Origin of the sequence: Pectobacterium araliae (assembly GCF_037076465.1) — a bacterium.
Classification (GTDB): Bacteria; Pseudomonadota; Gammaproteobacteria; order Enterobacterales; family Enterobacteriaceae; genus Pectobacterium; species Pectobacterium araliae.
Map to the genome: position 1 here is coordinate 2,026,572 of NZ_AP028908.1, position 12,828 is coordinate 2,039,399.

Here is a 12,828-nt window from a genome sequence, read left to right on the forward strand (position 1 = left end):
TTAACTCCCGTATTGATAGAAGATGTTTTCAGTCAGAAGCTGACGAGTTTGAAGGAGAGGGCGCGTGTGTTCCCATCACGATCGGCATGACTGTAATCTTCAACGTGAACATGGTCTTCACGACGAATATGGCCTTGAACACGAACATCATCACCATGATGACTATATGCTTTGCCCGCAGTGTGACCTGCTGGTGGAGTTACCTGCTTTGTTACAAGGACAGAAAGCGACCTGTCCACGTTGTAAAACTGCGCTAACTAGCCGTCAGGCGGAACCACGTAAACGGCCAGTCGGCTACGCGGTGAGCGCACTATTCATGTTATTGCTGGCAAATCTTTTCCCCTTCGTTTCTATGCGCGTGGCGGGAATCACCAGCGAAATTACCCTGATACAGATTCCTAAAGTGATGGTGGCGGACGACTACGCCAGCGTCGCGACGCTGTTTATGCTGTTTGTTCAACTGGTTCCCGCTTTCAGTATGGTGACCCTTATTTTGCTTTGCCTGCATGCTTCGCTGCCGTTGGCGTTGAAAAAAGGGATGGGCAAGATGCTACTTCATCTTAAAAGTTGGGGAATGGCAGAGATTTTTCTGGCTGGTGTATTGGTCAGCTTTGTCAAACTGATGGCCTATGGTGACATCGGCATCGGCACCAGCTTTATGCCTTTTGTTCTGTTCTGTCTGTTGCAACTGCTGGCTTTCCAAAGCCTCGATCGCCGCTGGCTATGGAATGATATTGTGCCGCCACCCGCGTTACCGGCACCGCCGGTTTTAGGGAAAAGCGGGCTATCGCAAGGGCTGCGTTCGTGTTCATGTTGCACTGCCATTCTGCCCGCCAGCCAGTTAATATGCCCGCGTTGTCACTCACGTGGACACGCCCGTAAGAAGCATAGTTTGCAATGGACGCTGGCTTTGCTGATCACCTCTGTCATGCTGTATATTCCCTCGAATCTGATGCCGATTATGGTGACCGAAGCCTTCGGCGATCGCATGGGATCGACGATCATGTCAGGTGTTATCCTGCTGTGGGGAATGGGATCTTATCCTGTCGCCCTGGTGATTTTTATTGCTAGCGTGATGGTGCCGACACTAAAAATGCTGGCGTTGGGCTGGCTGTGCTGGCAGGCCAATGGCAAAACGAAAAAAACGGAAGACAGCGAGCGAATGCACGTCATCTATGAGATGGTTGAGTTTGTCGGACGTTGGTCAATGATTGATGTGTTTGTTATTGCTGTACTGTCTGCGATGGTGCGCATTGGTCGCCTGATGAGTATTTACCCCGCCATTGGGGCGGTACTGTTCGCGGCCGTGGTGATTCTGACCATGTTTGCCGCGATGATGTTTGATCCCCGTTTGCTGTGGGATCGTCGTGATGATGTTCTTCATAAGGAGTCCTCCGTTGGCGAAAGATAATCATGCCGTTGCGGATGTAGAAGCGATTAAACGCTGGTCACCGGTCTGGATTGTGCCGATTGTCACGGTGCTGATCGGTGCGTGGATACTGTTTTACCATTTCAGCCACCAGGGGCCGCAAATCACGCTGATTACCAGTAACGCCGAAGGCATTGAAGCAGGTAAAACTGCTATCAAAAGCCGTAGCGTAGACGTGGGTGTGATAGAAAGCGTCGTGTTGAGCGATGATCTTCACCGGGTGGAGATCAAAGCGCGCTTGCATGATGGCATGGATAAATTATTAAAACAGGACTCCGCTTTTTGGGTAGTGAAGCCGCAAATTGGTCGGGAAGGGGTTTCCGGGCTGGGAACGTTATTATCCGGTGCGTACATTGAGCTACAGCCCGGTGCCAATAAAGATGAAAAGCGCGAGTTTACCCTGCTGGATGCGCCACCGCTGGCCTCGCCGGATGCGAAAGGCATCAGGGTGATACTGGACAGTGAACAATCCGGGCAGTTGAATGCGGGTGACCCTGTCCTGTTTCGCGGCTATCGGGTAGGGTCGGTGGAAACCAGCGAGTTCGAGCCGAAAGCGCGTAAAATGCGTTATCAACTGTTTATCTCAGCTCCGTATGACGGTCTGGTTACCAGCAACGTTCGTTTCTGGAAAGACAGCGGCGTCGCGTTCGATATGTCGGCACAGGGAATGCGTGTCGAAATGGGCTCTCTGACGACGCTGTTTAGCGGCGGTGTCAGCTTTGATGTCCCTGCCGGGTGGGAACTGGGTGATGCGGCCAAGGCAATGGCGCAGTATCGGCTATTTGATAGCCAGCGCAGTATCCAAGACTCGCTATACACCGAATATAAAGAGTATCTGCTGTTCTTCAGCGAATCGATTCGCGGTTTACAGGCGGGGGCGCCAGTTGAATTTCGCGGTATTCGGCTGGGGACGGTTGCCGAAGCACCGTTTTTCCCGAAAAATATGAAGCAGGAACTGGATGATGACTATCGCATTCCGGTGCTGATCCGTATTGAACCCGATCGGTTCGAGAAGAAGATTGGCGGCTCGTTCGACTTTGAACAGCATCTGAAGCAAGCCCAGTCGCTGGGGCTGCGTGCGTCGATGAAGTCGGCTAACCTTCTGACGGGGGCGCTCTATATCGACTTCGATTTTTATCCGAAAGAAAAAGTGGATAAGCAGCTGTTTGTTTTGGATGGTTACCCGATTCTGCCTACCATTGACGGGGGGCTATCACAGATTCAACAGAAGCTGATGGCGGTGCTGGATAAGGTGAATAACCTGCCGCTGAATCCGATGGTTAATGAAGCAACGAAGACGCTGACGGAAAGTCAGGCAACGCTGCGCGAAATGCAAAAAACGTTAGCGACGTTGAACAAACTGACGTCCAGCAAAGCGATGCAGGATTTGCCTGAAGATATGCAAAAAACGCTGCTTGAACTGAATCGTAGCATGAAAGGCTTCCAGCCTGGCTCACCAGCGTATAACAAGATGATGGCGGATATGCAGCGGTTGGATCAGGTCTTGCGGGAACTACAGCCTGTGCTGCGTACTCTGAACGAGAAAAGCAACGCGTTGGTGTTTGAGTCGTCGGGTAGTCAAGATCCTCAGCCGAAGAGGGCAAAATAATGATGAAAATCTGGACGCTAGTTCTGGTGCTGGTATTGAGCGCCTGTAGCAGTAGCAATACGCAGAAAACGTACTATCAGTTACCGACAGTTGTGGATACCAGCACGGTGCAGACTGCCCTGACTCAAGGGCAGTCGTTATGGGTTGAACATGTCAGTGTGGCGGATTATCTCGTTAATACGGGTTTGGTCTACCAGACTAACGATGTGCAGTATGTCATTGCCAGTAATAACCTGTGGGCCAGCCCGTTAGATCAGCAATTGCAGCAGGCGCTGGTGGCTAATCTGGGGCATAAACTGCCGGGGTGGGTCGTCACCACGCAGCCGCAGGGAAGTGAACAGGCTGTTCTGAACGTGGCCGTCACGGGCTTTCACGGTCGTTATGATGGGAATGTTGTCGTTCGTGGCGAATGGCTGCTGACCTATCAGGGAAAAGTGCTTAAACGTCCCTTCAGCGTGGTGCTGCCACAAACGGAAGATGGCTATGACGCGCTGGTAAGAACACTGGCTCAAGGCTGGCAGCAGGTTTCCCAGTCGATTGCCCAGCAGGCAAGTACGCTTAATTAAGTGTTACCGTTGTTTGAAACAACGACAACACGAAAAACTCGGGTTCTAAAAACCAGACCTTTAAAGATGTAATGCTGTGATTGCATTGCATTTTTAGAGGTTTTTTATTGTTTTCAAATGGTTATGTTTTTTCGTTCTCCAGTGGAGAAAATTCCTATTTTGGATCACAAATATGACACTGGCGTGAATTTTGCGCCTTGACCTTTGGCGGCAGAATCGGTATTGATAGTCTGTGGTTGCTTATAAAGTAATCATTGTTTTCTTTCCACCAGATAAATAATGAGGGAAATAAGGCATGAAGAGACAGAAACGCGATCGCCTTGAACGGGCTCATTCACGTGGTTATCAAGCCGGTATTGTCGGTAGACCAAAGGAATTTTGTCCTTATCAATCAATTAATGCTCGGTCTTACTGGTTGGGAGGCTGGCGAAAAGCCATGGAGGACAGGGCTGTTACCGCTTAGCGCGCCTTGTCATTAGAGGGAACGCCTCCGCTTTCGCGGAGGCTTTTGTATTTGTGCGCCGGGCATGGCGCGTAGCGCCTTGACGGGCGCTGTCCGTTGACTGTAGTGGTCAAGGGGCGACTTGGCGGTGAAAGTCCTCTACACACCCGGCAAGGGGAAGTGTTAGCCGAACGGCAAGGGTGCCCACCGCGAGGTGGGATCTGAAGGAAGCTGAAGGCAAAATGCTGGCCTGACGAACAGGAAGCAGTTTAGGCGGCACAGCGGGGTAAGGTGGCAAATATCATCAAAGCCCAATACTTGCACAGAACGCTGTGACGTAAAGCTGACAGGCATAAGCAGGAAGGTCGCGCGAATTACCCCGGGAGGGCTGCACGTTTGCTTCAGGGCTACCGAGCGTCGAGAGGCGACGGGATGAACGTGCAGCAGTCAGCCGAAGCCGTAGTAGTGCTGCATAACTGGCAGCATGAAGGGCTGAACATGATTAACCATGATTAGGACACCGATACTCGATGGGAATTAATGAGGCACAAGCGCAGAGCACTGCGGCCAGCGGCAGAGGAGACGGACAGTATCCGTCAGTGCTGCATGAGGGTGCTGAAATCCCCACGGCGGTCGGTGGGCAAACGAAAGCGGAAATGCCGTTGACGATGGAAACGGTGATAACGAGAGAGAACCTGATGCTGGCCTATCAGCGCGTGGTGGAAAACAACGGCGCGGCAGGGGTAGATAACCTGAAAGTGACGGAGTTGAAGCCGTGGCTGAAACAGAACTGGGCGAGTATCAGGCAGGCATTGATTACGGGCGCCTACCAGCCGCAGGCGATACGCAGAGTGGATATCCCAAAGCCGGACGGCGGCGTGAGAACCCTGGGTATCCCGACGGTAGTGGACAGGCTTATCCAGCAGGCGATAGCACAACAACTCAGTCCGGTCGTGGAGCCGCACTTCTGCGAATCGAGTTACGGGTTCAGAAGTAACCGCAATGCGTGGCAGGCAGTGCAACAGGCACAGCGCTACATACAAAGCGGGAAACGCTGGGTGGTCGATCTGGATCTGGAAAAGTTCTTTGACCGGGTGGATCATGACATTTTGATGTCACGTCTGGCGAGGCATGTCAGGGATAAACGGCTGTTGAAACTGATACGTCGCTACCTTGAAGCGGAAATGACGAACGGGTGCGAGACAGAGAAGCGAGGTAAGGGAATGCCGCAGGGCGGACCGTTGTCGCCGCTACTGTCGAACATTCTGCTGGATGAACTGGATAAAGAACTGGAGCGTCGAGGTCACAGCTTCTGTCGCTATGCGGATGACTGCAACATTTACGTGAGCAGTCGCAAAGCAGGCGAGCATATCTTTAGGGCAATCAGGGTGTACCTGAGAGACATACTGAAGCTAAAGGTCAATGAGCAGAAGAGTGCGGTGGCGCGACCGTGGGAGCGTAAGTTCCTGGGATACAGCGTGACACGGCACAAACAGACCCGACTGAAGATCGCAGGGAGCAGTGTCGAGAGGCTGAAGGAGAAGATCCGTAGCCTGACGACAGGGCACGCGACGAAATCAGTGAAAGGCGTAATCAATGAACTCACACCGATACTGCGAGGCTGGATGAGCTACTTCAGATACACGGAAGTAAAAGGAGTTCTGGAGAAGATTGACGGCTGGGTCAGGCGTAAACTGCGCAGTCTACTGTGGCGGCAATGGAAACGAACGTATACGCGAGCCCGAATGCTAATGCGAGCGGGCTTGTGTGAAAAGCGAGCGTGGAGGTCGGCGAGTAACCAGCGAGGAGCGTGGTGGAACGCGGGGTCGAGTCACATGAATGATGCGATAAAGACGGCGCAGTTCAGACGACTCGGCTTGATATCACTAGTGGAGCAGCAACGGCAGTTCCAGAGTTAACATGAACCGCCGTATGCGGAACCGCACGTACGGTGGTGTGAGAGGACGGCGGGAGTAATCTCGCCTCCTACTCGATTAGAGGCAAATGTCCTGATTTTACCTCTCTCTCTGTTCAATCGATACAGAGGTCAATCAACAAACGCGATTAACCAATATATGAATTTCGGATGATGATCTGGATATTTTCGCGTTTGTAACATCACTTACGAATTTATTTCGATTTCGATCATTTATTACCATTTTTTAGTCGTTATTGCTCGATTATGGTTTTAAATTGAGCGAATTGGGTTTTTTTTCATTATTTATTGTTAAAAAATCTATCATTATTACCTGAATGGTATGGCTCAAGGCGGCAATGTAGTATAACTTTTTATTCGGAATTTTCTGAAAAAGTTAAAGGTTAGAGAGAAAAATAGAGTGAAACTACGAACCAGAATTGCACTGCTGTGCGGTACGACCTTGTTAGGGATGCTAATTTTATCGGCAGTGGCGTTGAATACGCTTTATAGCACGATGATGAGCGAGCGCACTGGCCAACTCTCTACGCTGGTGGAACTGGCTCATTCGGCGGCGCAGAAAGCGTATGACCAGGAGAAAAGTGGCCAGCTGTCGCGCGACGAAGCAGAGAAAGAAGCCAAGCGGGCGATAGCCAGTTTCCACCAAGGCGATCGTTATTTCTTCGTGCGTGGTTACACGAACGATGTGAACTATGTTCACCCTAACCCTAAGCGCATTGGTATCGTCGATGCGAATGGCGGCAAAGAAGCGGGGGAACGCTACCGTGCGTCGCTTCAGGGTAATACGATCGGCACCGTGATTGCGGAAGGGACGCGCCCAGGGCAGCAGAATAAGGTTGAGAAGCTTTATGCCGTCATCAAGTTCGAGCCTTGGGACTGGACGATTGGCTACGGTGATTACATTGACGATATCCAGCAAACATTCTGGCACAATGCGTTGATTTTACTGTCTTTAGGGTTGGTTCTTCTGCTGATTATTTCCGCGTTTGCATGGAATATGTTGCGCACGCTGATGCGCCAGCTTGGCGGTGAGCCGCAGTACGCGGTGGATGTGGTACGCGAAATCGCGGAAGGCAATTTACGCGTTGACGTTGAAACGAAGCCGGGCGATCAAACCAGTATTCTCTACGCTATCCGCGCGATGCGAGACAACCTGTCGCATCTGGTTAATCAGGTTCGCAGCAGCACAAACTCCATTGCTACGGCTTCGACGCAGATCGCATCGGGTAACGGTGATTTGTCTGCGCGTACTGAATCGCAGGCCAGCGCCTTGGAACAGACGGCGGCGGCCATGGAACAGCTGACCGCAACGGTGAAACAGAACGCGGATAATGCGCGTTATGCGAATGAACTCGCTGTATCGGCATCGGATGTGGCTGTTCGTGGCGGTGACGTTGTCAGCCGAGTTGTCGTGACGATGGATTCGATCAGTCTCTCATCGCGTAAAATTGTGGATATCATCGGCGTGATTGACAGCATTGCTTTCCAGACGAACATTCTGGCGTTGAATGCAGCGGTGGAAGCCGCACGGGCGGGTGAGCAAGGACGTGGTTTCGCCGTGGTCGCGAGTGAAGTGCGCACGCTGGCACAGCGCTCGGCATCCGCAGCCAAAGAAATTAAAAACTTGATTGATGATTCTGTCGCTAAGGTTGGAGAAGGCACTGATTTCGTGAAGCAGGCTGGCGATACCATGAGTGAAGTGGTTGAAAGTGTGCACCGTGTAACATCCATGATGGGCGAAATCAGCGTCGCGAGTGCAGAACAGCGTTCCGGTATTGAGCAGGTTAATCTCGCGATCTCGCAGATGGATCAGAGTACTGAACAGAATGCGGCACTGGTCGAAGAAGCGCTGGCCGCCGCAAGATCGCTGAGCGAACAGGCACAGGGTCTATCACGCACCGTTGAACAGTTCCGCGTCGATGAATCTGCGGGCAGCTATCTGGCACTGGGAGCAAGATCGTAGAAACAACAAACGGCGGGGTTCAATAATAGAGTGAATCCTGCTGACGTTTCTCATCCATCCCATCACCATAAAAGAAAACGCCCCTGACTTGCGTCAAGGGCGTTTTCTTTTATATGGCGGTGAGGAAGGGATTCGAACCCTTGATACGTTTTCACGTATACACACTTTCCAGGCGTGCTCCTTCAGCCTCTCGGACACCTCACCGTGATCTCGCCATATGTCATGCTGGCGGACGGCGCTAATGTAGGGAAATTGCGGAACAGCGTCAACAAACTTCTGCACTCAACGTGTGTAATGAGCCAAAGTTAACGCAATTTGTTGCTTTTCTCTCCGTTTCTACTCTCGCACTGGTTTATTTCCCGGCATTGCTTCAAGAAACAATGTTTCACTTTTGTTAATAATACGTTGTAATTCCGCTTACTGGCTGCGGAATATCCCTAAAAATGGTATGCTAACTTGCACTCGTTGACCCCAGGAGAACCTATGTATCCCGTCGATTTACATATGCACACCGTTGCCAGTACGCATGCTTATAGTACTCTGCATGATTACATCATCGAAGCACAGCAGAAGAATATCCGTCTGTTTGCCATTACCGATCATGGTCCTGATATGGCGGATGCACCGCATTACTGGCACTTTATGAATATGCGTGTGTGGCCGCGTTTGGTTGATGGCGTCGGTATCTTGCGTGGCATCGAAGCGAATATTAAAAATATCGAAGGCGACATCGACTGTACCGGACCCATGTTGGATCAGGTGGATGTGATTATTGCGGGCTTCCATGAGCCGGTTTTTCCACCACAGGATAAAAATACGCATACTACGGCGATGATCGCGACTATGACACGTGGTGACGCGCATATCATTAGCCATCCTGGTAACCCGAAATTTCCTGTCGATATCCGCGCGATTGCGGAAGCCGCGGCGAAATACAACGTGGCGTTGGAGCTGAATAACTCTTCTTTTATGCATTCACGCAAAGGCAGTGAACCAAACTGTCGGGCGATTGCGGAAGCCGTTCGTGACGCCGGTGGGTTACTCTCTTTAGGTTCTGATTCCCATATCGCGTTTTCTCTGGGGGACTTTACCCACTGCGAGCGTATTTTGCAGGAAGTGAATTTCCCACAGGATCGGATATTAAATGTGAGTCCCCGTCGTGTGTTAGATTTCCTTGAGCAACGTGGGATGCCTGCAATTGCTGAGTTGATCGATTTGTGACGTTGTCACTTAAAAGCCGTTATTTAAAAACAGTATTACTTAAAAATAAATAGGATGATGAATGAACGAGTTTTCTATTGTGTGCCGTCTGTTGGGCACGCTGTTTTATCGTCAGCCGCAGGATACCTTGCTGACACCGTTATTTGCGTTGATTAAAGACGGGAAACTGGCGCAGCACTGGCCGTTGGATCAAGATGCTTTGTTAGCACGGTTGCAAAAAGGTCTGGATTTACCCGCAATGGCGGCAGACTATCAGGTGTTGTTTGATCAAAAAAATGGCTCGGTTTCACCGTTGCGCTCGACCTATGAAAGCGATGCCGATGATGCGGAAATTCGTACCTTTCTGCAACAGCGTGGCATGCCGTTAAATGACGGTGTGGTGGGTCATTTTGGTAGCTTACTGCTGGCGGCATCATGGCTGGAAGATCAGGCACAGGAAGATGAAACCGCAGCGCAAATTACGCTGTTTGATGAATATCTATTACCGTGGAGCGATCGTTTTCTCGGCAAAGTAGAAAGTCATGCTACCACTGCATTCTATCGCACATTGGCGATAGTGTGCCGCGAAGCGCTGGAAGCCATGCGGGATGAGCTGGGCGAAAGTGAAGAAGATGATGAGTTGGAAGCGGAAGAATAATACGGTGGGATGAAACCGTATTACGCCGATAGCAGACATCACGTGTGCTATCGGCGGGGGAATATTAGTCAGTAAACAGGATAACGATCTGGCCCGGTTTGATTTCGATGCCTTTCGCCATCTTCTTTGCCAGCGATTCTGTTGTGCTTTTATCCGCATTCAACAAATAGGCCGGTTTTTGATCAAAATAGCTTTTTAGCGATTGATTGAAATAAGGGCTCAGTGTTTTCATTACCGTCTGCATTTTTTCCGGTTGCACGGTGTAATCAACGAGTTCCATGTCTTTCAGATAAATCGCGCCCTGAGTTTTATCAAATACCGGCTGTGCTTTCAGTGTAAGCTTCATATCCGCCGCCTGATTGCCCAACAGGGAGGAAATATCGACCTTTGCGTTACCCGTCAGGGTCACTTTACCCGGTTCTGCGCGACCAATTTGACTGGATAGTTCGGTTAACACGATATGTGCATCCACCACGCCAGGCACGCCCAGTTGTTTCTGGTAATCATTGTGCTTTTGCAGGTACTCATTCACTTCCTGTTCACTGAGCGAGTATTGGGTGAGCTTATTGCAACCGCTGAGTGTAAAGGCAAGCAGCACAGCAGCCGCTGCTATCCATCCTGATTTTTTCATTATTTTAACCTCTTAGTACCATTTATGCGCGCGACTTATTCATTCGAGCAATGTCTTTACGTGGGCGATCTCTTTATATGAACAATCTACATAGTTTCGTATGGGCAGCGTGCGCCCGATACACAGAGTAAACAATAGGATAGCACTGAAATAGCCGATAATGCCGCTTAAGGATGAAACGGTGGAGCAAAACTGAATGGCTTGTGACGAAACAATGCTTTAAATGTATGAGGAAAGTAGAGAAGGACTGTACCGACGAGATCAAACTCGTCGGTACTATTCAAACTAATGCCCCCCCAACATCGCAGGTTCGATGCGACGTTGGTTGAACTGCCAGTACAGTGCGGCTAGCGTCAGGAACCCGATGGTGCCGAGCATGAACCACGGTAGCTCCGGTTGATTCAGCGCATGTCCGGTATCAAATAGCCAGCCACCGCCGCTGTAACCAATCGCGCCACCAAGTGCCAATCCAAGCCGACTGAAACCCATATAGCTGCCCCTTGCCCTGGCGTCTGCCAGAGAGGCACTTAAGGTTTCACGCGCGGGTTCAGCGATAATTGAGCCAATGTAAAACAAGCAGATAAGCATCAGCAGTGTTTGAAGCTCTGTCGTCATCCCGATCGGAAACATGCTGACAGACATGATAAACAGCCCGGCCATAAGACGTTGTTCCAGCCGGAAGTGTTTCTCGCTCCAGCGAGCGATAGGGTAAAGCAGCGTCAGCGACAGCGCCGCTTCAATGGCGTACATCCATTTCACGGCAGATGGTGTTCCAGCGAGTTGGTTGACCATAATCGGGAGCATCAACAGAACTTGTACGGCCAGCATGTAATAGCCTGTCAGCGTTAATACATACATCAGGAAACGACGATCGCGAATTACGCGCATCAGACCTTCCCCGATCGGGGTTCTTACTGTCGAAATGCGATAGGCGGGTAGTAACCAGGCATTGAGCGCAGCCGCAAGTACGAAGATAACGGCTCCTGCCCAACAAACAATCTCGAAATCGTACTGAAGTAACCAACTGCCGATTAGGGCACCGATAACGGCGCCAGCGCTATCTTGCATCATTAACAGGGAGTAGAAGCGGCCGCGCTCCTGCGGACGCACCAATTTGATTACCAGCGCGGTACGCGGTGGATCGAATAGCGTGCCACCAAGGCCGGATAGCGCACAAGACAACCAGAGCAGCCAGGGCTCATCGGCAATCGCCATAAAAACGAAGCCGGAGGCACGCAGCAGCATCCCAGTGATAATCATCGGCTTGGCGCCAAAACGATCGGCAATAGCCCCGCCGAAAATACCGAGCCCTTGCTGAATAAACTGGCGTAATCCCAAGGCGATACCGACTAATAATGCAGCCCAGCCGAGATCGTCGACAAAACGGATGGAAATAAGGGGAAAAACAACGAAGAACCCTAAAACCACCAGCATATTATCTAGTAATAAAAAATATTTACCCAAGCTCCGAGCTTGCGACATCAGAGGCATGTTTCACCACAATGAAAAAAGAAGGAAAATAACAGACGTGACTATTTTGTACTCTAATCCGACTTTGGTATAGCCTATTGTTGGATAATATTTTTTTATCGATTTAACGTTATGTGAGTAGCATTTTGGCGAGAAAAAATGGCTTTCCTGATTCAATTGCGCAATAACTCGGCGAAGAGGATTTTACGCCTATGAATTTATGTGGTTATAGTAAGGATTATCGGAAATACCGATATTTTGTGCTTGTGTAGAATAGTGATTTTTTCAGTGCCGATGAATTTTACTTATCGACAACATGGAGAGGTAGGGGGAAAAATGTTTGGCTATCGTTCAACACCAGCAAGAGTGCAGTTGACAACCGACAGGCTGGTGGTGCGTCTGGCCCATGAACGCGATGCATGGCGTTTGGCTGAATACTATTCTGAAAATCGTGATTTTCTCAAACCGTGGGAGCCCGTGAGGGACGCGAGCCATTGTTATCCATCAGGCTGGCAGGCGCGGCTGAGCGTGATTAATGATATGCATAAACAGGGCAGTGCCTATTACTTCCTCCTGTTAGATCCGAATGAAAACGAAGTGTGTGGCGTAGCTAATTTTAGCAATGTGTTACGGGGCTCGTTTCACGCCTGCTATCTGGGCTATTCCCTCGGTCAAAAATGGCAAGGGCAGGGGCTGATGTATGAAGCGTTGCAGCCCGCGCTGCGTTATATGCAGCGTCAACAGCATATGCACCGCATCATGGCTAACTATATGCCGCACAACCAGCGTAGCGGGAATTTATTGACGCGTTTGGGGTTTGAACGTGAAGGCTATGCGAAGGACTATCTGCTTATTGATGGAAAATGGCAGGATCACGTATTAACCGCGCTGACCAACGCCGAGTGGAAGTCTCCGCGTTAAGGA

11 protein-coding genes and 1 tRNA gene are annotated in these 12,828 nt (G+C 50.4%); 9 read left to right on the forward strand and 3 right to left on the reverse strand.

What is annotated here, in order from left to right; genetic code table 11:
• The first annotated feature begins 166 nt into the window (after nt 1-166).
• From pqiA to AACH44_RS09180, 6 genes are all read left to right on the forward strand, one after another.
• A complete protein-coding gene (gene pqiA / locus AACH44_RS09155) occupies nt 167-1,411 on the forward strand; it encodes a membrane integrity-associated transporter subunit PqiA (protein ID WP_338659608.1) in 1,245 nt (414 codons plus the stop codon).
• Complete coding sequence (gene pqiB / locus AACH44_RS09160) at nt 1,371-3,038, forward strand: intermembrane transport protein PqiB (protein WP_425606638.1); 1,668 nt, start codon at nt 1,371-1,373, stop codon at nt 3,036-3,038. The genes pqiA and pqiB overlap by 41 nt, the downstream gene beginning before the upstream one ends.
• Nucleotides 3,038-3,604 (forward strand): membrane integrity-associated transporter subunit PqiC, encoded by a 567-nt coding sequence (gene pqiC / locus AACH44_RS09165; RefSeq protein ID WP_261849688.1) that lies wholly within the window; start codon nt 3,038-3,040, stop codon nt 3,602-3,604. The genes pqiB and pqiC overlap by 1 nt, the downstream gene beginning before the upstream one ends.
• 295 nt (nt 3,605-3,899) lie before the next feature.
• Nucleotides 3,900-4,067, forward strand: a complete 168-nt coding sequence (gene rmf, locus AACH44_RS09170; RefSeq protein ID WP_010276992.1) for a ribosome modulation factor — start codon at nt 3,900-3,902, stop codon at nt 4,065-4,067.
• 509 nt (nt 4,068-4,576) lie between these two features.
• On the forward strand, nt 4,577-5,965 hold the full coding sequence (gene ltrA, locus AACH44_RS09175; protein WP_338659228.1) for a group II intron reverse transcriptase/maturase: 1,389 nt from the start codon (nt 4,577-4,579) through the stop codon (nt 5,963-5,965).
• Nucleotides 5,966-6,382: 417 nt separating this feature from the next.
• Nucleotides 6,383-7,945, forward strand: a complete 1,563-nt coding sequence (locus tag AACH44_RS09180) for a methyl-accepting chemotaxis protein (RefSeq protein WP_261847636.1) — start codon at nt 6,383-6,385, stop codon at nt 7,943-7,945.
• A 114-nt stretch (nt 7,946-8,059) separates the two neighbouring features.
• Here the strand turns inward: AACH44_RS09180 and AACH44_RS09185 are convergent.
• A tRNA-Ser gene (locus AACH44_RS09185) sits at nt 8,060-8,149 on the reverse strand.
• 279 nt (nt 8,150-8,428) lie between these two features.
• Between AACH44_RS09185 and AACH44_RS09190 the strand changes: the two genes are divergently transcribed.
• Nucleotides 8,429-9,166: a phosphatase gene (locus AACH44_RS09190; protein ID WP_261847635.1), complete on the forward strand. Its 738-nt coding sequence runs from the start codon at nt 8,429-8,431 to the stop codon at nt 9,164-9,166.
• A gap of 61 nt (nt 9,167-9,227) precedes the next feature.
• On the forward strand, nt 9,228-9,803 hold the full coding sequence (locus tag AACH44_RS09195; RefSeq protein ID WP_261847634.1) for a TorD/DmsD family molecular chaperone: 576 nt from the start codon (nt 9,228-9,230) through the stop codon (nt 9,801-9,803).
• Nucleotides 9,804-9,867: 64 nt separating this feature from the next.
• Here the strand turns inward: AACH44_RS09195 and AACH44_RS09200 are convergent, their stop codons facing one another.
• Entirely contained in the window at nt 9,868-10,434 is a 567-nt protein-coding gene (locus tag AACH44_RS09200; RefSeq protein ID WP_261847633.1) for a lipoprotein, read from the reverse strand.
• 285 nt (nt 10,435-10,719) lie between these two features.
• Entirely contained in the window at nt 10,720-11,925 is a 1,206-nt protein-coding gene (mdtH, locus tag AACH44_RS09205; protein ID WP_261847632.1) for a multidrug efflux MFS transporter MdtH, read from the reverse strand.
• Between the two features lie 315 nt (nt 11,926-12,240).
• Here mdtH and rimJ point away from each other — a divergent pair, with 315 nt between their 5' ends.
• Nucleotides 12,241-12,825 (forward strand): ribosomal protein S5-alanine N-acetyltransferase, encoded by a 585-nt coding sequence (gene rimJ / locus AACH44_RS09210; RefSeq protein WP_137741380.1) that lies wholly within the window; start codon nt 12,241-12,243, stop codon nt 12,823-12,825.
• Nucleotides 12,826-12,828 lie beyond the last annotated feature (3 nt).

Coding starts and splice junctions, on each gene's coding strand:
- pqiA (WP_338659608.1), top strand. CDS start 167: ATGCTTTGCCCGCAGTGTGACCTGCTGGTGGAGTTACCTGCTTTGTTA.
- pqiB (WP_425606638.1), top strand. CDS start 1,371: ATGATGTTCTTCATAAGGAGTCCTCCGTTGGCGAAAGATAATCATGCC.
- pqiC (WP_261849688.1), top strand. CDS start 3,038: ATGATGAAAATCTGGACGCTAGTTCTGGTGCTGGTATTGAGCGCCTGT.
- rmf (WP_010276992.1), top strand. CDS start 3,900: ATGAAGAGACAGAAACGCGATCGCCTTGAACGGGCTCATTCACGTGGT.
- ltrA (WP_338659228.1), top strand. CDS start 4,577: ATGGGAATTAATGAGGCACAAGCGCAGAGCACTGCGGCCAGCGGCAGA.
- AACH44_RS09190 (WP_261847635.1), top strand. CDS start 8,429: ATGTATCCCGTCGATTTACATATGCACACCGTTGCCAGTACGCATGCT.
- AACH44_RS09195 (WP_261847634.1), top strand. CDS start 9,228: ATGAACGAGTTTTCTATTGTGTGCCGTCTGTTGGGCACGCTGTTTTAT.
- AACH44_RS09200 (WP_261847633.1), bottom strand. CDS start 10,434: ATGAAAAAATCAGGATGGATAGCAGCGGCTGCTGTGCTGCTTGCCTTT.
- mdtH (WP_261847632.1), bottom strand. CDS start 11,925: ATGCCTCTGATGTCGCAAGCTCGGAGCTTGGGTAAATATTTTTTATTA.
- rimJ (WP_137741380.1), top strand. CDS start 12,241: ATGTTTGGCTATCGTTCAACACCAGCAAGAGTGCAGTTGACAACCGAC.